Raw genomic sequence first — 21,949 nt, 5'->3', positions numbered from 1 at the left:
TGGTAGTGTGGGGTTACCCATGTGAGAGTAAGTCATCGCCAGCTCATTATTCTAAACACCCCCTTCAATAGAAGGGGGTGTTTTTTTATATCAAAAAATTGAATTTGAAAATAATTTAAGTAGTTATCGCGAAATTTTCGGATTTAATCTAATATTTAATGTACTGCTGAAATTTTCTCTAAAAAATACTTTGTTCTTTCATGTCGCTCTTGTGGCTTATTAAAGAAGTCATCAGTCGGGCAATCTTCTAGAATTTTGCCTTGATCCATAAATATCACTCGATCTGAAACTTTTTTTGCAAATCCCATTTCATGCGTAACACACATCATCGTCATGCCTTCTTTTGCAAGTTGGCTCATGACTTCAAGCACTTCACCGACCATTTCAGGATCTAATGCGGAAGTGGGTTCATCAAAAAGCATACAGACTGGGTCCATACAAAGACCACGTGCAATCGCGACACGTTGTTGTTGACCACCTGATAATTGTCCTGGAAATTTATCTTTGTGTGCTGTCAAACCGACTCGATCCAAATATTGTAAGGCCTTTATTTTAGCTTCTTCAGTTGAGCGATTAAGTACTTTGATTTGTCCTATTGTTAGGTTATCTAACACAGTCATATGAGGAAAAAGTTCAAAATGTTGAAATACCATACCTACTCTAGATCTGAATTTTGCTAGATTCGTTTTAGAGTCTTTTAAAGCGGTACCATCAACGATAATATTTCCTTGTTGAATAGGTTCTAAAGCATTTACTGTCTTAATAAGTGTGGATTTACCTGAGCCAGATGGACCGCATACAACGACAACTTCACCTTTGTTGATAGTGGTTGAGCATTCGCTAAGTACCTGAAAATCTCCATACCATTTGGATACATCTTGAATTTCAATCATTGGCATTTTGATTCTCCTTATCGAATAATGGCTATTTTTTGATGTAAGCGTTTAACTAGTCGTGAAAGTGCAAATGAAATGACAAAATAGACGACAGCAACAACTAGATAGAAAACGGCTTTGGTTTCCGAACCATAGGTATTAGCTAAAGTATTTGCATTGCCTAAGAAATCTGGTGCACTGATGACATAAACCAAAGACACATCTTGAAAAAGAACAATGGATTGCGTCAATATCACGGGTAACATATTTCTAAAAGCTTGGGGTAAAACTACGTATGACATCGTCTGGCGATAATTAAACCCCAAGGCGTAACCTGCATTCACTTGTCCTTTAGAAACTGATTGAATGCCAGAACGGACAATTTCTGAAAAAAAGGCAGCCTCAAAAATGGCGAAGGTTACTACACTTGAAAATAAAGGTCCCCAATAGGTGTGATATTGGAAATCGAAAAACTTAGGAAGTAAAAAGTAAAAGATAAAAATAACTTGAATGAGGGGAACACCTCGAAAAAAGTCGACATAAAATTTTGCAAATCCACTGGCAATTTTATTATTCGATAGACGCATCATCGCGATTGGTGTACCAAGAAGAATTCCACCAATAATCGAAAGAATGGTTACTGTAACTGTAAATTTAAAACCAGCGATCAAACTTGCAACGACATCGGGATGAGTTAGAACACTAAAGTCCATTTTATTTACCTCCCGAACCTAGACCTGGTACAGCCATCCGTTTCTCAATCCATGCCATCAGGTATTTAATTGAATAAGTGATGATGAGGTAAACAGGTGTTGAAAGAATTAAAATGACCACGTCTTGAGAGGTTTCTTCTCGCATTGTTTTGGTATATGCAAAAAAATTCAAAACACTTAAGGCAAAAAGCACGGCTGAATTTTTAAATACATTCATTGCTTCCGATGTTAGTGTTGGCCAAACGATTCGATAAGCCACTGGCAGAATGACATAACGATAACTTTGGTTTAAATTTAAACCGATCGCATAAGCTGCATTTTTTTGACCTTGTGAAACGGTATTAATACCTGCTCGAACCTGCTCAGCAATCCTTGCAGCGGTATATAGACCCAGCGCAAATACACCAATAATTGCTGGATTATTATTTAAAATATTTTGCCACCATCCGCCAGAAACCATTTCACCACTTCCAGTACTCATACTCAATGGTAGAAGTTGAGGGAAAACGAATGCCCAGAAAAATAATTGAACAATTAAGGGTATATTTCTGAATAACTCTACATAACAAGTCCCAATGAATGAAAGTAACTTATTGGGTAATGTACGCATAATGCCAATAAGTGAACCAAGTAAAAATGCGATGAAAAAGGCAATGACAGCAGTCCAGATCATGGTCCAAATACCTGATCCAAGTATTTGTAACCAAGTCGGTGCATCAGCAACAGCTGAATAACTTGAACCTCCAATCGCACTACAGATAGACTCAGCCCAATCTTTTTTATCAACGCCATATTCGTTAGATGCCAAGCAAAATGACGTCCAATTTAAAGAACCAACAGCCATTGAAATTCCCTGCAATGGTTATGAGAAAAAAGGGCTTAAGTGTTTCTATTTAAGCCCTCATAATTTTTGTTATTTAATCCCTGCATCATTCGGAGATGCTTTTAATTTTTTAAATGAGCCACTCATAGGCATGTTTAGATTGATATTGCGTGGTGGAATAGGTGATAAGAACCATTTTTTATAAAGGGTATCCATTTGACCATTTTTCCACATTCCAGTTACCACACGATCTGCAATCGCTTTAAACTTGGCATCCCCTTTAGGCAGCATAATTCCGTAAGGTTCTGACGAAAGGACTGGACCTACAATTTTAAAATCTTGAGGTTTTGATGATTTGGCAATGAGCCCTGCAAGAATATTGTCATCCATAACAAATGCAGCTGCACGTCCCGAAGCGACCATTGCAAAAGAATCAGCATGATCTTTACCATAGACATTGGTAACTTTTATTTTTTCTCCTCGTGCACCCATTTTAATATATTTATCCGAGGTTGTTCCTTGCGTTGTGGCAACGGCTTTACCATTTAAATCACCTAAATCTTTGAAAGGCGCTGAAGCTTTGACTGCCATACGTACTTCAGTGGCAAAGTAATTTGTAGAGAAGTTGACTTGCTGTTGTCGCTGGACAGAGTTGGTTGTCGTCCCGCATTCCATATCAATGTTTCCAGCGAGCATTTCAGGAATTCGCGTGGAGGAAGTAACCGCTTTATATTCAACTTTTAAGTTGGGGAGTTTTAAGTCTTTTTTTAATTCGTTAGCTACGTTATTACAGATATCGATGGCATATCCCATAGGTTTACCACCCACGATATATGAGATTGGATCAGAAGATTCACGATACCCGATGATCACTTTTCCATTTTTTTTGATTTTCGCAATGGTGTCAGTGGCATTGGCTTGACTCATTGTTCCGCCAGCGATGATGAAGCCTAATGCGCTGAGAAGGACTTTACCAGATAGACTTTTCATCAAGAAATCTCCATGTCTTTTAATATATCGTTCTTATAATTTTGACAGTTCTCAAATTTGGTTGAAATCTATTCAAAATAAGCTATTAATTATTTTTATACTTTCTATGAGAATAAGTAAAGAATAAAAAATAATCGAAATTCGAATGAATTTAGATTTTTTGATCAACGTGAAACAAATCATGAGCTTATAAAACCTTGATCATGAGTAAGTGATTTATTTTTAATCAACTATAACTGCAGATAACGCTAAAAAATTATTTTTTTAATTTAAACTTGAGTGTTCATATTTTTTTTGAATATTAATTAAAAAAAAGTGGTTGAATTATAATGTATTTTATCCTTATTTGTTATTAACAATTAAGACTAATTGATTAACCTAACACTTGAAACTTATGTTATAAGAATTGTAGGCATGATTATTGCTTAAATAATAACGATGTTAGGGGGTAATGATTAATGAAATTAGCGTTAGGACTAAAAGTATCCAATTCTTTGTCTTTGACACCCCAACTCCAACAAGCGATCCGACTTTTACAATTATCCAGCTTAGAGTTGGAGCAAGAAGTTCAATTGCAGTTGGATAGTAATCCCTTACTTGAGAAAGTGGAAGACGATTCCCCAATGCAAAGTTTGGAGGAGTTGAATCAGGAGCAGTCTGCTAGTGATCTTACTCGAGAATTAAATGCAGATCATTTACCAAATGATTTACCTGTAGATACTGAATGGGATGATGTCTATACTCATCAATCATCATCAATGGAATTACCAGAATATGAAGAACGTGAGGATAATCGTTCAATTCAAAATACACTGAAAGATCATATTTTAGAGCAAGTTAATCTCCTAAATTTCTCCCAAACTGATCTTTTGATTGCCTATTGCATCGTAGATGGTTTGGATGAAAAAGGCTTTTTAGATGAGAGCGTTGAAGAAATTCACCACGCAGTGCTGACTTTACTCGCACAGATGGATATTGAAGAAGATGTTGAGATTGATGAAATTTTAGTGGTGTTGAAACATATTCAAAGACTAGAGCCGATTGGCGTTGGTTCACGCAATCTTGTGGAATGCTTATATGTTCAGCTTCAAGTTTTGCCTAATACCTTACCATGCCGTAATGACGCGTTATTGTTATTGCAGCATTATGAATTATTGATTGCCAATGACCTAAATAAATTACTGAAGCAAACAGGTTTTAAACTTGAACAGTTAAAAGCAGCAATACAACTTTTAAAATCATTACAACCCTATCCAGGTCTAATGTTTGAGAATAAAGAATCTGATTACCAGGTACCTGATGTGGTGGTGGCAAAGAAAAATGACAGTTGGCATGTGCACTTAAATCCGGATATTTTGCCAAAATTACGCATCAATCCTTATTATGCAAATATGATTCGTCGAGCTGATCAAAGTGCAGATAATCAATATTTACGCAATCAAATGCTTGATGCTAAAAATTTTATTAAAAGTGTAGATGAGCGCCATAAAACGCTTTTAAAAGTAGCGACATGTATTGTTCAGCATCAACGAGATTTTTTAGAGTTGGGTGCTGAAGGAATGAAACCTTTGGTGTTGAGAGATGTGGCGGAGGAGGTTGAGTTACATGAATCAACAGTATCTCGTGTAACCACCAATAAATATTTGCTTACTCCGAGAGGATTGTTTGAACTTAAATATTTTTTCTCAAGCCATGTTGGAACAACGTCAGGTGGTGAAGCGTCTTCAACTGCGATCCGAGCAAAAATTAAAAAGTTGATTGCTGAAGAGAACCCAAGAAAACCATTATCTGATAACAGTTTAGCTAAGTTGTTAAATGAGGATGGTATCGATGTTGCACGTCGTACAGTCGCAAAATATCGCGAATCGTTACATATTCCTGCATCATCCGATCGAAAAGTCTTGATCTGAAATTTGAAGTGTGATTATTCTAGAGGTTCATTATGACGAAATAATGAATCTCTTTTTTTTAGTTACACGAGGTTTAGCCAGCATGATTTCATGACTTAAATTTGCAGAATAATTCTATGTTGAATGTTCTGTCATGCAATCACATGGCTTAACTCAATCAAATCCTTTAGAAGGAGAGGGATAGGATTATGCAAATAACAATTCGTGGACATCATTTAAGTATTACTCCTGCAATAGAAGAGAATATTCGTTGTAAATTCGCCGAAATGACCAAGCACCTTGATCAGGTCAATAGTATGCAGGTGAAACTCACAAAGGATCACCAAGTCGATAAACGTTCGAAAAAAGGAAGTTCGAATCATATCGCTGAAGCAATCGTGCGTTTACCCGGCGTCGAACTTTTTGCTCAAGCATCTGGCGATGATATGTATGCATCAATTAAAAAATTAACTGAGAAAATAAAAAGACAGTTAATGCGATATCGTAAAATGCAAATGGCTTTTCAGCCGCTGCCTATATGACGGTCTGTAGCTGAAAATAAAAAAAGAGGTATATTGCCTCTTTTTTTTATAGATAAATTGTATAGCAGATGAATTCATTGAATGAGTTATAGTAAAATAATCCGTTTTTACACAATCGATCGTCCCATGAGAGGTCTTTGCAATGAATAGTGAACAGCTCACTGAAATCTTAAAAGCTGCTTTCCCTTCTGCTGATGTTGCTGTAAGTGGACAAGGTGGGAAATTTGACCTCCGTATTGTAGATGATCTGTTTGAAGGTAAAAGAACAGTTGCTCGTCAACAAGCAGTTTATGCTCCTCTTAACGAATATATTAAAAGTGGTGCAGTTCACGCTGTAACCATACGCGCAATGACAAAAGAAGAATGGCGCAAAGCTAGTCTTTTCGGAGCTTAAGGAATAAATGGATAAATTTCTAATCACTGGTGGTAAAAGACTAGAAGGCGAAGTTCGCATCTCTGGTGCAAAAAATGCTGCATTGCCACTTTTAGCAGCAATGATTCTTGCTGAAACACCAATTACGCTCAGAAATGTACCCAAGCTTAAAGATGTTCATACGCTTGTAAAATTAATTGCAGGTCTTGGGATTACCATGAAGTATGAAGGTGACACTGTAGTCGCTGATACTTCAACCCTTGATAATCAATTTGCACCATATGAACTCGTAAAGACTATGCGAGCGTCTATTTTGGTGCTTGGCCCATTACTGGCGCGCTACGGTAGTGCAAAAGTATCTTTACCTGGTGGTTGTGCTATTGGCTCACGTCCTGTTGACCAGCATTTAAAAGCATTAGAAGCTTTAGGTGCGGAAATTGAAGTCGAAGCAGGCTATGTCAATGCAAAAGTTGATGGTCGCTTAAAAGGCGGTGAAGTTGTTTTCGATATGGTCACTGTAGGTGGGACAGAAAACATCCTCATGGCTGCTGTTTTAGCAGAAGGTGTTACTACCATCCGTAATGCGGCTCGTGAACCTGAAATCACTGATCTTGCACAAATGCTCATTAAGATGGGTGCGAAGATTGAAGGTTTAGATACGGATACATTAATCGTCACTGGTGTAGAAAGTTTGCATGGTTGTGAGTATTCAGTTGTTGCTGACCGTATTGAAACAGGATCTTATTTAGCGGCTGCTGCTATTACGGGTGGACGAGTTAAAACGACACATACAGATCCATTGCTGATGGAATCAGTGTTGGATAAATTTGAAGAAATGGGTGCAGAAGTTACGCGCGGTGATGATTGGATCGAACTCGATATGATGGGTAAGCGTCCTAAGGCTGTTAGTTTCCGTACATTGCCTCATCCAGATTTTCCAACAGATATGCAAGCACAATTGATGGCGGTCAATGCAATCGGTCGTGGGTTTGCAACAATTTCAGAAACGATTTTTGAAAACCGTTTTATGCATGTACCTGAATTGTCACGTATGGGCGCTAATATTCAGGTTGAAGGTAATGATGCAGTTGTAACAGGAGTTGAAAAACTTTCAGCTGCACCTGTTATGGCAACAGATTTGCGTGCTTCATTCTCTTTAGTTTTGGCTGCTTTAGCTGCTGAAGGAGAGACTTTAATTGACCGTATTTATCACATTGATCGCGGTTATGAAGATATTGAAGCAAAATTACAAGGTTTAGGTGCCCAAATTAAGCGAGTGAGCGAGTAAGTTAATGAGCGATATGAGAAACGATGATCCTAATTTTGACGTAATGGGCAATTTTGATCATGGTTTAACCTTAGCATTAAGTAAAGGTCGTATTTTAAAAGAGACATTGCCATTGCTAGAAACAGCAGGGATTAATCTTTTAGAAGACCCAGATAAATCGCGTAAATTAATTTTTCCTACGACGCATAAACATGTTCGAATTTTAATTTTACGTGCATCTGATGTACCAACTTATGTAGAAAATGGTGCGGCTGATATTGGTGTTGCAGGTAAAGATGTACTGATGGAACATGGTGCACAAAATGTCTATGAACCATTAGATCTTAAAATTGCAAACTGTAAGTTAATGACAGCGGGCAAAGTGGGTATGGAGCGTCCGAAAGGTCGTTTGAAGATCGCGACCAAGTACGTGAATTTGACGCGTCAATACTATGCGAGCTTAGGTGAGCAAGTTGATGTGATTAAACTTTACGGTTCGATGGAGCTTGCACCATTGGTTGGTTTGGGTGATTACATCGTCGACGTCGTGGACACAGGTAATACACTTCGCGCGAATGGCTTAGAGCCTCTTGAAGAAATTTGCAAAGTGTCTTCTCGTTTAATCGTGAACAAAGCGAGCTTTAAGCGTAAGCAAGCCTTACTTAATCCGATTCTTGCACAGCTTGAAAAAGCGGTGGATGAACGAGAAAATGCAAAGCAAGTGAAAACTGCTTGAGTTTGTTGATTTTAAGAACCGCCCGAAAGGGCGGTTCTTTATTATACAAGACTGTATTTTCTGATTTGTTCTATTAATTGAAATTGTAATTTATCTAGATTTACATATACTGGGATAAAATCAATTTCATATTCTGGATGTTTTCTAAGTTTTAAATTTATTTGATTTATCGTTAGCTTTGTATTTAGCACTTTCAAATCTGATATGAAAATATTGCATCCTTGATTCCAATCATTAAGAAATCTATTTAATTGATTATCTAAAGTAAACCGTGATAAATCTGATATTAACGAGTAAATATAGGCAGTATTGTCTTTAATTTCTTGTACTTTATGATTAAAGTCTTCTGAAGATTTTAACTCATCATAAGAGTTTTTTCTTTCAGAAATCCAATATAATAAATTAAGCTGTTCCCTATAGTTGGTGTTTAGTAAGCTGATAATTTGAAAAGAAAGTTTTGAAATTTGTTGGGAGTTAAATTGTTTTTTCCATGAAAGAAAACCAACAATAGCAACTATTGGCGTCAGTACATAAGCTGTTGTGGTAATTATGGTATTTATTCGATGCATACTTACAGCACAAATCAATGATTGACCTTGACAGTAATAAAAGTATTGAAAGAATCCACAAATAGCTAAAACAACGACATAAACACCTAAATAGTAACCGACATATTTTTCTATTTCTTTCATCTAAAACTCCCCCGAATAAAATCAAATCATGATAAGAACAGAGCTCAATAGAAAATTCAATTTAATCAAAAGTTATTTTCAATCATTTCTATCTGGGTTGCTTGAATGAAGATGCCCACAAATCAACAGAAAACAGGTAAACTAAAGCTTCCCTTTAATTTCATTGTGGATAAATTGATGCGACGTTTATCGACTCAAGATCAAAATTTTAAGCAAGACTTTGCTGACTTGCTCGCTTTTGAAACCGTGAGTGACCCAGAACTTTTAAAAACAGTAGACCAAATCATTGCCGATGTTCGTCAACATGGTGATGCTCATGTTCTCAAACTCACACAACAGTTCGATCGACATCCAGCGCATCAATTTTCAGATTTAGAACTGACACAAGACCAACTTAAAGCTGCATTTGATCATTTAACGACTGAAGTTCGAGAAGCTTTAGAGTTAGCTGCAAATCGTGTCCGTGAATTCCATCAGGCACAAAAACAAGATGGTTGGACCTATGTTGATGCTTTGGGTAACACCTTAGGCCAAAAAGTGACGCCGCTTGACCGTGTTGGAATTTATGTGCCAGGTGGTTTAGCTTCATACCCATCATCAGTACTCATGAATGCAGTTCCTGCACACGTCGCAGGCGTACCTGAAATTATTATGGTTGTGCCTGCACCAAATGGTGATTTAAATCCATTGGTGTTGGCAGCTGCGTATTTGGCAGGTGTCACTCGAGTGTTTACGATTGGTGGTGCGCAAGCGGTTGCAGCATTGGCCTATGGTACTGAAACTATTCCAGCAGTAGACAAGATCACTGGACCGGGCAATCGTTTTGTTGCAGCAGCAAAACGCGCCGTATTTGGTCAGGTAGGTATTGATATGATTGCAGGTCCTTCAGAAATTTTAGTGTATGCTGAAGGGGACAATAATGCAGAATGGCTTGCAATGGATCTTCTGTCTCAAGCAGAGCATGATACTGTTGCTCAAGCTGTATTTATTACGCCAGACGAGCAACTGCTTCATGATGTCGCGATTGCAATTGAAGAGCACTTAAAAGCACTTCCTAAAGCAGAAATCGCACGAACTTCTATTGCTAATCGTGGTGCGCTTGTTTTAGTTAAAGACCGTGCCGAAGGTGTGGAATTGATCAACCAAGTTGCCCCTGAACACTTGATGCTATGTTTAGATGAAGCACAAGAAATGGCTGAAGGTATTCGCCATGCAGGTGCTATCTTCATGGGGCGTTATACGCCTGAAGCAATTGGTGATTACTGTGCAGGTCCGAATCATGTATTGCCAACCTCGGGTACGGCACGTTTTTCATCACCACTCGGGGTGTATGATTTCCAAAAGCGTTCAAGCCTAATCATGTGTTCGGAAGATGGCGTGAAAACTTTAGCGAAAACAGCAGATATTCTTGCACAGCAAGAAAACTTAGATGCTCACGCTCGTTCAGCGCGATATCGTTATCAGTAATTTAAACCATAAATTTGGTATGAATATTCCTCTCTAAATCTGTTTTTAAGCATTGCTGGAAATCGAAATGCAAGTGAGGTTAGGTGAGGGTAATTAAAAAATCTCTCCCTAACCTCCTTAGTCAGTGAGGGGAATTTAGAGAATTTAAAAATGAATATTACAGTAGAACAAATGCGTTTTTGGAGTCCCGAAGTACGTGAACTAGAGCCATATGTGCCTGGTGAACAACCCAAAATCCAAAATCTTTTAAAATTGAATACCAACGAGAACCCGTATCCACCATCTCCAAAAGTTGTAGAAGCGGTACAACAAGTTTTAGCAAATGGCGCGGATGTTTTACGTTTGTATCCTGACCCTGACGCATCGGAATTAAAGCAAGCAATTGCGAAACAGCAACATGTTCCCGTGGGACACGTGTTTGTTGGTAATGGTTCTGATGAGGTTTTAGCTCATATTTTTAAGGCATTTTTTGTTCAAGATTTGCCAATTCTTTATCCAGATATTACCTACAGTTTCTATCCTGTTTATAGCCAATTTTTTGGTGTGAAAACTCAAATTTTGCCTTTAAACGAAAAATTTGAAATTGTTGTGGATGACTATAAGCAACCAAATGGCGGCATCATTATCACCAATCCAAATGCCCCTACCAGTATTGCACTTGGTTTGTCTGCAATTGAGGAAGTACTTCAATCGAACCCAAATTCAGTGGTTGTGATTGATGAAGCATATGTAGACTTTGGTGCTGAATCTGCAGTGGCTCTCGTAGAAAAATATGACAACTTGGTGGTCTGTCAAACAACTTCGAAATCACGTTCGCTTGCGGGATTAAGGGTCGGATTTGCGATTGCACAGCCGCATTTAATTGCAGCGTTAGAAGCGGTAAAAAATAGCTTCAATTCATATCCAATGGACCGTTTTGCGATTGCCGCTGCAGTGGCGTCTTTCGAGGATCAAGCCTATTTCGAAGCGCAAAATGCCAAAGTGATTGCTAGTCGTATAAAGTTAGTTGAGCAACTGAAATCCTTAGGGTTTGATGTGTTGCCTTCTGCCGCAAATTTTATATTTGCAACACTGCCTAGCAAAGATGCAGGTCAGCTTGCAAATGAATTGCGAGAGCGTGGCATTATCGTAAGATATTTTAATAAACCACGTATTAATCAGTATTTGCGTATCACCATTGGTACAGATGAACAAAATCAACGTTTAGTAGACACCTTGAAGAATGACATTTTAAAAGTGTGAGTGCTGCAAATTTTTGTTGTTGAAAAAGCGACCAGATAGGTCGCTTTTTTATGATTCGTACCATTGATTCATCAGTTTTAGCATGGCTTCAACCTTATCAAAACATTCTTGATATTCTGCATCGCAATCTGAACTGATTGTGACACCACCACCAGCCCAAATAGACACATCTTGCTGATATTTTTGAATTGTTCGGATCAAAATATTCCAAGAACCAGTACCATCAAAATTGAAATAACCAATAGAGCCACAGTATGCACCGCGTGGGGACTCTTCAAGTTCTTCAATAATTTCCATCGCTCGAATTTTGGGTGCCCCCGTTATTGAACCGCCGGGGAGCGCTGCGTGTAAAACATCTAATTGATGAACATCGGATTTTAACGTCGCTTCAATTTCACTGACCATGTGGTGGACTTGATTAAAGCTTTCAATGTTAAATAATTTTGGTGTCTTGACAGTGCCAGTTTCTGCATAAATGCTTAAATCATTTCTGAGAAGGTCAACAATCATTAGATTTTCGGCTTTATCTTTCTCAGAGTTGATGAGTGTTTGTTTTGATTCTTGGTCTTTTTGAGGATCTTTAAAGCGTGGCATGGTGCCTTTGATCGGTTTAGTGATCATTTTTTTATTGGGTCTAAACTCGATAAATAACTCAGGTGAACAGCTCAAAAGTTCAAGGTTATCAATTTTAAGATAAGCAGCATAAGGAGCATTTGTGAGTGCCCAAAAAGGTTTAGCTATACTCAGTAGCTCACCTTCAGCTTGTGCTACAAATTCTTGAGTTAGGTTAATTTGGTAACAATCCCCAGCAACAATGTAATCTTGTACTCGTTGAAATGCAGTTCGATATTGTTGTTTAGTCCAACGTGCTTGCATGGGTGAACTGAGTTGAAATGATGATGGACTAGATTGCTGAAAACAGTCTAATAATCGTGTATAAAGGCACTCGGCATTATGTTCAGTGCTATAGAAAACCCAATCATTATTTTCATAAATCAAATAGCTTTCATACAAGCCAAAAAACAATTGTGGTTGTTTTTTTACCTTGGTGTTGATTTGAAAATTTGCTGCAAAATTATAATCATAGTAACCAATGTAACCGCCTCTGAAATAATGGCTTGCAGAATCTGGAAGTGAATTTTCGCTACATTGAACAAAATCTTTGAGTGAAGAAAATTGGCTTTCATACTGATAATTAAAATCAGAGCAACGCACAAATTGACTGAATCCGCCGTTTATATAAACGCAATATTTTTTTGGCAAAAATCCGATAATCGGTAAATCCTGATTTTCAAGATATACCAATCCTGTCAATGAACCAATTTTTTGCAAAAAATCAGCTTTACTTAGTCCTGAAATTTTTAAGTTTTGTTTAAAAAATGAAGCACTTACCATTTGTGACTTGTTACACTCTTTTCAGAAAATTTGCATCACCCATTTAATACTAGTTCACACTTATGCCATTTATCGGGAATAGGTCGAATTTTCTTAACAGATATTGATCATAAGATAACATAAGGTTAACTTAATACTGCAAAGCGAACTGCTCAAGGATGAAGTTTCAGTCGTTAAATTATAAAAACTTCAGAAACACGGAGAGCAGTCAAAAAAATGAAAAAAATGCTCTTGGGAGAGTACATAATGAAATTATTCACAAAATTGGCTTTAGTTTCTTCAATGGCGGTGAGCGTGAATGCTATGGCGATGCAGGCAATGGATGATGCATCACTCAGCGCAACGACTGGTCAAGATGGTATTACTATTGCCATTGATACAACTGCTGGTATCGAAATCGATAAGTTATATATTCATGATAATGATGGTTTTACAAATAGCGCTTTGACATTCGGTGATACGACCATTAATACAGCTGGCACTGCTGATCCAACAATTGGTGCTGGTGCAATCACGGTTAACGGTTTAACGATTTCAAAGGGTACTGGAAATACTCAAAACTTAGCAACGTTGAAAGTTGATGCCGCAGATGTTGGTGGTCAAGCGGTACTTAATGTTCTTGCTGAAACTGGTGCTTTAGACATCAATGTTGGTTCTATTGGGGTTGCAAGCTCTGGCACTTACAGTTCTGATGACAATGTTCGTGGTGTTGTTGAAGGTTCTGAAAAACAAATTATTACAGGTTTAACATTATCATTGGGTGCAACCAAAGCAAACGTTCAATTAGGTAATGCACCTCAAGGCGCTATGATTGTCGTTGATTCTGAAATCACTGGTGGTTTATCTACAAGCTTAACTATTAATGATACATCTACATCGGGTGGTGGTAGCATTGGAATCGAGGGCTTGAAAGTTACAAGTTCAGGCAGTAAAAACCTGAATGCTGACGCCAAAATTGGTGTAACAAAAGATGGATTATATATCAGCCCAGCTCAATCACCATTGAATGCTTACATCCAAAAAGTTTCTTTAGGTGAAGCTAATAAGAGTATCGGTTCAATCGAAGTTCAAGGTTTGAATTTGGGTAGCACTTCAATCAAAATTTCTGGTCACTAAGTTTTTATACAAAAAACGCGTGTTGATCACGCGTTTTTTAAATTTTGCGAATTTGAAATTAAAAAGTAAAAGTACTGTATTTTTAGGATGAAAAAGGTATTCTGAATATAAGAATAAATGTGAGTGCAAACTCCAACTACAGAATCATAAAGGCAAGTACGCCGAACTAGAACAGTTAACATTATGATAGAAATTACTTTAGGCTCTGCAATTATGTATTTTTTTGCGAGTCATGCTCTCGAAATTAAAGAAAAACCACGCGAAGCAGTTTATTACAGTGAGATTGCAGACTCACGACATCTATCTTATACAAAAAATCACCGTGAACCTGTAGCTATCAAGCCGGCTATCGAAAATCAGTTTAGAGGAATAGTTCGTCAAGCGTATGACTATAGTTGTGGTTCTGCGGCGTTGACGACAGTTCTTAATGGTCACGCTGGTCTAAATTTGACAGAACAACAAACCATGGAGGGATTGTTGCGATTTGGCGAGTATGATCGAATCATTGAGCGTAGAAGCTTTTCATTATTGGATATGAAGCGCTTCGTCACTGCTTTAGGTTATGAAAGTGGGGGGTACCGTGGTGAATTCAAAGACCTGATTAAACAGACACAACCTGCTATTGTTCCAATTCACTATGCAGGTTTTAAGCACTTTGTTGTATACAAAGCATATAAAGATGGAAGGGTTTATGTTGCTGACCCTGCATTAGGAAATATCAGTTTTGATGAAGCACGATTTAAAGAAATTTGGGAAAACAATACCTTATTTTTAGTGAACGTTCCTGAATCTCAACAGAAAGATCTATTGGCATTACAAGAAACAGATTTAAGACATGTCGATGATGCAACAATTAACCGTTACGCCTTAGTTGATGCACAATTTTCGTCAGATTATATGAATAAAATCGCAGATAAAGCCTCAACTATGCGTAAAGTATTAGATCTTGATCCCAAATCTCCAACGTATAATCAACCCATTACAACATATATGCGGCTTTACTATAAACGTAAGTAATTTAAATGCAATTAAATTGAATTGAAACAAAATCCAAATAATGAAGAATTGTGGTAGGAAGTAAAATGAATAATCAATGGACGAAAAGAACGCTACTCGCAATCAGTATTCAAATGATTGTCACAGGCGTCTATGCAGCACCCGAAACAGTTGAAGCTCCATCAGAAGAGAATATTTCTCAAGATACTCAAAATAATACTGAAAATAGTTCGGCGACTCAGCTTGAACAAGCACAATCAAGTTATACGGCAGAATCTACTGAAAATGTTGATGCAACACCTTCTCTTAAGCCAGGTGTTGAAGGGCAGGCTGCAAATGCGCTCCAACAAAAAGAAGGTGATGCGACGCAAGAGACTAACTTGCAGGAAGTTTTTTCCTCTAATGAGCGACAATATTCACTGATTAAGCGTGGTGAGTTTTCAACGTTCTATGATCTTGATTATTCGTACTATCGGGATTCACAAATAAATGCTTCGATCGATGAAGGACAGTTGTATCAACTTCGTATTGATGAAGATGCAAATCATACGATTACCAATACCATCACAGCGCAATATGGTTTAAGAGATAACATCACGCTAAACGCTTCAATTCCATTGGTTGCAAAGTCTGATAGTGTCAAAGATACGACCACTGCTGGTTTGGGTGATATTAGTTTAGGGGCGCGTTGGGAGCCATTTCCACTGAAAGAAGGTCGTTTGCCACTTATTTTGTTTGGTAATCTATCGACAAAAACAGGTGATAGCCCCTATGAAATTAATCCTTTGACGGATCTCTCAACAGGTAAGGGGTATTATTCAGTTGGTGTTGGTGCAAGTACAAGAAAATATATTGATCCAGTTGTATTGTTTGCGTCAGTATCAACAAATTATGGTTTTAAAGAATCTGGCTTAAATCAAATCCGAGGGGGAGGAAATACTCAAGGTGAAGGTTTAACTGGGCGTAACCGTGTTTTAGATACTTTTGAACCCGGTGTTACGGCTGGATTCTCGTTCGGGTTTGCATATTCATTTAACTATGATGTCTCCTTGACCATGTCTTATCAGCAATCGATGAACATGGGTACCAAATTTACATATGATACAGGTGAATATTACGAGCCTGCGACTCAGACCAGCTCTATGTTTGCGGTGGCACTCGGTGTACGTGTTAGTCCGAAGACGATTGTCAATGGAACGATAGGTATCGGTTTAACTGAAGACTCTCCAGATGTGTCTCTCGGCCTATCGTTCCCATTAGATATACTTGGCTTCGGTAAGAAAAAAGCAAGCTAAAGGAGTTCGGAAATGAGTCAATTCCGTTTGCATCCTTTAGTTACAGCAATTGTTCTGAGTGGATGTAGTACGCAAGTCTTTGCACACCTTGGGCAGAATTTATCTGTAGATGTACGCTCATTATCAATGGGTAATGCTGTCACTGCAGATCCACCCGGGATTAGTGCAATTCACTTTAACCCTGCGGGTTTAACCAAACTCAAAGGGTTACAAACCGACGTTCAAGGCTTAGTTGCTAATTTTGATATTCAGCGTGAATTTTCCGCGCCATCAGGTTATGACGTCTTTGGATATTCTGATGATCCATTAATCTGTAATGATGCGCTTGATAATCCATCAAACCTCTGTACTGATTTTAAGGATTCTGTGAGAGGTGATGTCGAGTACGCATCCTTATATATTCCTGTATTGAAAAAAATGGTGGATTTAGGAGAAGGATGGCCAGTAGCAGCTCCAACTGGAGGGATCTCCTACAATCCACCAGGATCTAAGTTTACTTTCGCTACTGCAGTTTATGCACCTCTGGTTGCAGGTTTCGGTGCAGAAGATGGTAATCCGGGTAACTTCATGGGGCAGCAAGTTGCCATGGAGCGTATTACATATTTATCGCCATCGATTGCTTATCAAGTAAATGATGAACTTTCGATTGGTGCTTCAGTGGGAATGTCTTATCAAGCCATTGCCATGAAAACAGATTTGCGATTTCCAAATGAAATGATAGGTCTTCTTAGGATGGTGGATGAGTCTGTCTGTGCCCCTTTCCGTGGAGGAAATGACAATATTGTCACGAATATTTTGCTATTCGGCTTATGTAATACCAATGAGGGCATGAATCCATTTTCAACCTTTGGAAAGATCAATGTTGAACTGGAGCAGAGTTTATCTCCAAGCTACAACTTAGGTGTCTTGTGGGAACCCACTGAAGAGTTTGGTTTGGGGCTGGTTTACCAAAGCGGTGCTAAAATGCGCTTAAAGGGTAAATATATTGTAGAAAATGGAAACGCATCCCGAGAATTAATCAAAGGACTAAACTCCTCACCTACGGGGCAAGTTTTGGCAACCATACTTGGTTTTCCGAACTATGTACCTGCGATTGAAACTGGTCTAATGTCTATGGATTTAGAATATCCAGCACATTTCCAAGCAGGGATTAAGTACAAAGTATTCCCGGACTTACAGGTAAATTTCGATGTGGGATGGACTGACTATGCGGCTTGGGATAAGTTTAAATTTGAGTTCGATCGTCAAATTTCTGCTCTGAAAATTGCAAAACTGTTATCTAATGATGTAACAGACTCATCTTTATCTCTGCCTCTAGGTTTTCAATCTCCATGGAGTTGGGGCGTTGGCGTTGAATATTCTGCCAATGACCGTTTGAAATTCCGTGCTGGTTATGAACCTAGAACAAGTGCGATCCCAGATGGAAAGCGGAATACAATGGTACCGATCAATAATGCACAATTGTTTGGATTGGGTATTGGTTACCGTTTTGATGAAGATACAGATATTGATTTATCAGTCGGGTTCCTTCGGAGCCGCGATAGAATTCCAGCGGGATCAAGTAGCCTAGCCAATCTAGACGCCGTGGATAATTTATTACTTAATCCATATGCTGGCTTAAATGTATCGACGAATACCAAAGTTACGATTTTAGGTATAAATTATAGAACGAGATGGTAATGGACTTAAATCTTGAGCAATTTAAACAAATAAAGACAAGAGTAAGCCAGTCTCTCGGTTGTGTCTTATGCGCAGGTTCTTTTTTAATATGTCCTACATTGAATGCCCAAGACTTTTACACAATTATAGGTCCAGATGGTAGACCGATTGTCATCGAAAGAGCTGCATCTAGTGCTCAAAAAAACGAATCTATTAAAAATCGAAAATCAATTCAAAGAGAAAATGTTCAGCCAAAAATCATTCAAAACAAACCAGCAGATGAGCCTAAAAAAATACAGGTTGAAATCGCTCAGCCGAGTATTAAAGCTCCTACAGCGAGCAAATCAGTTGGGCGCAGTCAAAATGACAATGTTGAACAATCAACAGTGAGTGTTGAAAAAAAGACTCAAGATCAAATGACGAAAATTGATCTTGCACAGACTAAAGTCAATACGAAACATGAGCAGTCATTAACAAAAAATAAATCTACACACGATCAAAATTCTAAAGAAAGCGTTCAACGTGTTGAGCAGATTTCAGATAGCAAAAAAGCAGGTGGTTCACTGAAAGCTGAAACAGGAAGTCCTGTAACTCTGATTGATGGTGTTGAATACATTGATCATGAATATCTTGAAGATCGTGAGTTTAATCTGGAAGGAAGAAAACGGTTTTATGTAGTTCCTGATACGCAGGGTGTAGGTGCAGCTCGTTTTGAAACAATTGAGCGACAAAAAGGGATTACCAAAGCCGTTTTATCTCAGTTCCTACAGCCGACAGAGCCTACAGCGAAAGAAGCAATGGCTTTATCGAGTACGTATATGCGTATTGAAGCAAAAGATCTTGCGGAATCTTTGGAACATACATGTTTTAAAGATAAAAAAATTCAGAAAGCTAAGCGTTTGAAGGGTGCTCAAGATGAAATTGGTTTATGGCCAGTTGCGCCATTGAAAGAACGTTTTGCTTACGAGGTGGTGGAGTTAGATGAATCAATTGATCAGATTCAAATTCAATCATTTGCTTCATCTCAAAATAACCCAACTTTTTATTGGCCGATTGCAGTATTTTTGGATCAGCAAGGTTGCATTTTAGAGGGAGCGACTGGTTTTAAAAGTACAGATACTCAAGCCAACGTCACGACATACTCTGCACTCGAAGGTATATTAAAAAAACCACCTCAAACACGATATTTATTACTCACCCCTTTAGTCGAATCAATTGATATTCAAAATCAAAAACTCGTGAATACTGGTCAGCTAAAGCTCAAGGCCATCAAATAAAAGAGAACTAGAATGAAAAAGTCTAATATTATCCCATTCACGTTTTCCACGCTTTTTTTAGCATTGACTGGATGTGGTGGAGAGAGTGCTAAAATAAATGAAGATCCTAACCGTGGTTCCGTTACAACCTCTAATGGTTGTTTAACCTCAAATGATGCTAATTGTCTGGGATTTGTCTTGGACTATCCTGTAGAGGGACTAAAGTTCGATTGTAGTACTGACAAATTGAATCACTATCGAACTGAACTCGATCCTAATGTTGCGATTGGTTCATGCAAAGTGGGAGACAAAGTTACATTTTATATTCAGGGTGAAGCCAGTGCTCGAAAAATTGAGTTAGGGACGGTCGATTTAGGTTCAATTGTGCCTAAGAAAATGAGCGATGTTTATATTCAGATTGGTGTGCAAGATATGGCTCAAGGGCTAACTGGTAAGCCAATTGAAAATTTTAATATGTCCGATCCTACCTATAACGCAATGGTCGGAATTACACGAATTTTGCAAACATTAGGTGTAGATCAAATCAGTAATGTGCCTGGTGATATACAGCAAGTTGTGCTTTCAAAAGACAATTTGGATGGGCTTCAAGTGATCAGCCAAAATATAACGGCCAATGAGTTCAAAAATGGCAGTTATGTTCAGATCCTGAAACCATGGTTAGATGTCGATAAGGTATCAATTGATGATGCGGAAAAAGTAGCACAACAGATCATAAGAATGAGAAGTGTGGGTATTTATCAGGCCAATCACTTACTCTTTATTGGACAAAATACTAATTTCGCAGGGTTTCACGGCTCAAGCCTAAACAATAATCAAGCAATTGCTGATATGAGCGTAATTACTACGCGCGAAGGTTATGCGAGTGGTTATCTCTCACAGTGGAGAGGGAAACCAATTGTTACGGGTAGTAATACTTCAGAAGAGTTAGCACGAGTATTATTAATCAATCAAGTACCACCTGAAAAATTAGATGTCGTTTCTAATTCAAAAGATTGGTTGAATAATATCTCACAAAAAATACAAAAACCTTTAGTTTTTAAAAGTATTGAATCTTCAAATGACAAATTAGAAATCTATAAAGGAACTCTGTTTGGTCAATCCATTATTCCTGGTAATCAGTATGCTTATCAAGGCTTCTTAGACAGCAAGGATACACCTACAAGCACTGAGGTATATGGGGAGTGGCGTCAAGATGTCAATTCTGAGCGCTATACAGGTAAGCTTGATATTCTAAAATACAGTCCAGTGAGCTATTTAGATCGTAAAGTGTTCAAAACACGTAAAAATGTTGAAGTTGGGGATCAAATTATTTTCCCATTATACGCAGATTTAGTGTTTAACTTTAATGATAAAACGATTCCATCACAAACAGTGAGTATTGTCATTGATGAAAATGGAGATATACGAACCAATCGTACTGCATCGAGTTTAAAATCTACCACTTGTCCAAGCATTAAGAATACTTCAACCATGACAGATGAATTGGATGTTCAACAATTCATTGTTGGTACGACAGGCACAACATATTCAACTGCAAATGATAAATCTCTGACAATACGTATGATTCTAGCGAATCCAATTTTTGGGAACCTAAATGGGGTCAGAGCTGGACTAAATAACAGACCAGACTTTGGAGTCGATTCTAATAGTGAACTTGTGTCATCTGGAGGTGTACGTTTAAATTTACAAAACTTAATCGTAAATAATGACATAAGAGCGGGTATTAATATCACGAGTTGGGATACTAAGGGCTCTACAGCCGCAGCTGAATGGGTGAATACGCATGCGACATACCAACACACGTACAATTCGATTCCAGAGAATAAACCAACGACTGAACAACTTAATCTAGCAAAGCTTAGAACAGGAACAATTGAAATTGCTTTAACACCTTGTTATCAAATAGGTCGAAAAGCTTAACCAAAAAAACTCCATCTTATGAGATGGAGTTTTTTTTAACCTGTTTGATCAAGTCGAGTACCTAAGGTCTCTAAGTGTGTAGGAAAATGATTCGATTTTCGGTCTTCAAAATAATGACGAAGCGTTCGTTCAACACTTGGGAAAGCTAAACTATCCCATGGAATCTCGTGTTCTTCAAATAAACGACTTTCGATGGTTTCTTCACCAGCTCCAAATTTACCTTCAACAAGGTGAGATTTAAATAATACGTAAATTTGACCAATACGAGGGATATTGTACATACAGTACAATTGCTCAATTTCCACTTCAGCTTCAGCCTCTTCACGAGTTTCACGAGCTGCACCTTGCTCCATTGTCTCGAAGAGTTCCATATATCCTGCTGGTAGCGTCCAAAGACCATAGCGCGGTTCAATCGCTCTACGACATAAGAGTACTTTATCTTCCCAAATCGCTAAGGCTCCACAAATGACCTTCGGATTCACATAGTGAATGGTCTTACAATGCGTACAGACTTGGCGTACTTTATGATCACCTAAAGGAATCTGTTCGGTCGTCGGTTGCCCACAGGCCGTGCAAAAAGGCATATGCTGTCAAGTAAAAATGAGATGATTCAGCATACCCCAAAAAAATAACTTTCGCATCATTTATAGCCTTATGCACAAAATTTCATATATGATGGGAT

20 protein-coding genes are annotated in these 21,949 nt (G+C 38.1%); 13 read left to right on the top strand and 7 right to left on the bottom strand.

Going from position 1 to position 21,949, the window contains the following annotated elements; translation table 11 throughout:
- Positions 1-155 precede the first annotated feature (155 nt).
- From AC1M86_RS11885 to AC1M86_RS11870, 4 genes are all read right to left on the bottom strand, one after another.
- Positions 156-899: an amino acid ABC transporter ATP-binding protein gene (locus tag AC1M86_RS11885; protein WP_481588017.1), complete on the bottom strand. Its 744-nt coding sequence runs from the start codon at positions 897-899 to the stop codon at positions 156-158.
- 11 nt (positions 900-910) lie between these two features.
- Complete coding sequence (locus tag AC1M86_RS11880; RefSeq protein WP_180028741.1) at positions 911-1,588, bottom strand: amino acid ABC transporter permease; 678 nt, start codon at positions 1,586-1,588, stop codon at positions 911-913.
- Position 1,589: 1 nt separating this feature from the next.
- Positions 1,590-2,432 (bottom strand): amino acid ABC transporter permease, encoded by an 843-nt coding sequence (locus AC1M86_RS11875; RefSeq protein WP_481588018.1) that lies wholly within the window; start codon positions 2,430-2,432, stop codon positions 1,590-1,592.
- A 69-nt stretch (positions 2,433-2,501) separates the two neighbouring features.
- The gene (locus tag AC1M86_RS11870; protein WP_481588019.1) at positions 2,502-3,401 is read right to left on the bottom strand and encodes an amino acid ABC transporter substrate-binding protein; all 900 of its coding nucleotides are present in this window, start codon (positions 3,399-3,401) and stop codon (positions 2,502-2,504) included.
- A gap of 458 nt (positions 3,402-3,859) precedes the next feature.
- Here AC1M86_RS11870 and AC1M86_RS11865 point away from each other — a divergent pair, with 458 nt between their 5' ends.
- From AC1M86_RS11865 to hisG, 5 genes are all read left to right on the top strand, one after another.
- Complete coding sequence (locus AC1M86_RS11865) at positions 3,860-5,311, top strand: RNA polymerase factor sigma-54 (protein ID WP_481590809.1); 1,452 nt, start codon at positions 3,860-3,862, stop codon at positions 5,309-5,311.
- A 188-nt stretch (positions 5,312-5,499) separates the two neighbouring features.
- A complete protein-coding gene (gene hpf / locus AC1M86_RS11860) occupies positions 5,500-5,832 on the top strand; it encodes a ribosome hibernation-promoting factor, HPF/YfiA family (RefSeq protein ID WP_035268921.1) in 333 nt (110 codons plus the stop codon).
- Positions 5,833-5,974: 142 nt separating this feature from the next.
- Positions 5,975-6,226: a BolA family iron metabolism protein IbaG gene (gene ibaG, locus AC1M86_RS11855; protein WP_180000146.1), complete on the top strand. Its 252-nt coding sequence runs from the start codon at positions 5,975-5,977 to the stop codon at positions 6,224-6,226.
- A 7-nt stretch (positions 6,227-6,233) separates the two neighbouring features.
- A complete protein-coding gene (gene murA / locus AC1M86_RS11850) occupies positions 6,234-7,493 on the top strand; it encodes a UDP-N-acetylglucosamine 1-carboxyvinyltransferase (protein WP_481608036.1) in 1,260 nt (419 codons plus the stop codon).
- Between the two features lie 4 nt (positions 7,494-7,497).
- Positions 7,498-8,208 carry an ATP phosphoribosyltransferase gene (hisG, locus tag AC1M86_RS11845; protein WP_481590807.1) on the top strand — a complete coding sequence of 237 codons (711 nt, stop codon included), beginning with the start codon at positions 7,498-7,500 and terminating at the stop codon, positions 8,206-8,208.
- 41 nt (positions 8,209-8,249) lie between these two features.
- Here the strand turns inward: hisG and AC1M86_RS11840 are convergent, their stop codons facing one another.
- Positions 8,250-8,900: a hypothetical protein gene (locus AC1M86_RS11840; RefSeq protein ID WP_481589567.1), complete on the bottom strand. Its 651-nt coding sequence runs from the start codon at positions 8,898-8,900 to the stop codon at positions 8,250-8,252.
- A 165-nt stretch (positions 8,901-9,065) separates the two neighbouring features.
- Between AC1M86_RS11840 and hisD the strand changes: the two genes are divergently transcribed.
- The gene (gene hisD, locus AC1M86_RS11835) at positions 9,066-10,367 is read left to right on the top strand and encodes a histidinol dehydrogenase (RefSeq protein WP_481608040.1); all 1,302 of its coding nucleotides are present in this window, start codon (positions 9,066-9,068) and stop codon (positions 10,365-10,367) included.
- 150 nt (positions 10,368-10,517) lie between these two features.
- A complete protein-coding gene (gene hisC, locus AC1M86_RS11830) occupies positions 10,518-11,609 on the top strand; it encodes a histidinol-phosphate transaminase (protein WP_035268929.1) in 1,092 nt (363 codons plus the stop codon).
- Between the two features lie 48 nt (positions 11,610-11,657).
- On the opposite strand, the gene pabB is transcribed toward hisC, so the two are convergent.
- Positions 11,658-13,004 (bottom strand): aminodeoxychorismate synthase component I, encoded by a 1,347-nt coding sequence (gene pabB, locus AC1M86_RS11825; RefSeq protein WP_481590805.1) that lies wholly within the window; start codon positions 13,002-13,004, stop codon positions 11,658-11,660.
- 246 nt (positions 13,005-13,250) lie between these two features.
- On the opposite strand from pabB, the gene filA reads away from it, so the two are divergent.
- The 6 genes from filA to filF all read left to right on the top strand — a co-directional run bounded on the left by filA (position 13,251) and on the right by filF (position 21,267).
- Positions 13,251-14,120, top strand: coding sequence for a putative pilus system protein FilA (gene filA / locus AC1M86_RS11820; RefSeq protein WP_092768589.1), 870 nt, complete (start codon positions 13,251-13,253; stop codon positions 14,118-14,120).
- Positions 14,121-14,303: 183 nt separating this feature from the next.
- Positions 14,304-15,137: a putative pilus system C39 family peptidase FilB gene (gene filB, locus AC1M86_RS11815; RefSeq protein ID WP_481588027.1), complete on the top strand. Its 834-nt coding sequence runs from the start codon at positions 14,304-14,306 to the stop codon at positions 15,135-15,137.
- 65 nt (positions 15,138-15,202) lie between these two features.
- A complete protein-coding gene (gene filC / locus AC1M86_RS11810; RefSeq protein ID WP_481590804.1) occupies positions 15,203-16,411 on the top strand; it encodes a putative pilus system protein FilC in 1,209 nt (402 codons plus the stop codon).
- Positions 16,412-16,423: 12 nt separating this feature from the next.
- Positions 16,424-18,091: a putative pilus system OmpP1/FadL family transporter FilD gene (gene filD, locus AC1M86_RS11805; RefSeq protein WP_180028732.1), complete on the top strand. Its 1,668-nt coding sequence runs from the start codon at positions 16,424-16,426 to the stop codon at positions 18,089-18,091.
- Positions 18,091-19,347, top strand: coding sequence for a putative pilus assembly protein FilE (filE, locus tag AC1M86_RS11800; RefSeq protein ID WP_481608035.1), 1,257 nt, complete (start codon positions 18,091-18,093; stop codon positions 19,345-19,347). Before filD ends, filE begins: the two co-directional genes overlap by 1 nt.
- 12 nt (positions 19,348-19,359) lie before the next feature.
- Positions 19,360-21,267 carry a putative pilus system protein FilF gene (gene filF, locus AC1M86_RS11795; RefSeq protein ID WP_481608034.1) on the top strand — a complete coding sequence of 636 codons (1,908 nt, stop codon included), beginning with the start codon at positions 19,360-19,362 and terminating at the stop codon, positions 21,265-21,267.
- Between the two features lie 35 nt (positions 21,268-21,302).
- Here the strand turns inward: filF and AC1M86_RS11790 are convergent, their stop codons facing one another.
- Positions 21,303-21,851: an NUDIX hydrolase gene (locus tag AC1M86_RS11790; RefSeq protein ID WP_035268253.1), complete on the bottom strand. Its 549-nt coding sequence runs from the start codon at positions 21,849-21,851 to the stop codon at positions 21,303-21,305.
- Positions 21,852-21,949 lie beyond the last annotated feature (98 nt).

It is taken from the genome of Acinetobacter sp. ANC_7654, assembly GCF_056779855.1.
The sequence above is the reverse complement of the archived record's forward strand: the minus strand, read 5'-3'. Positions and strand labels throughout refer to the sequence as shown.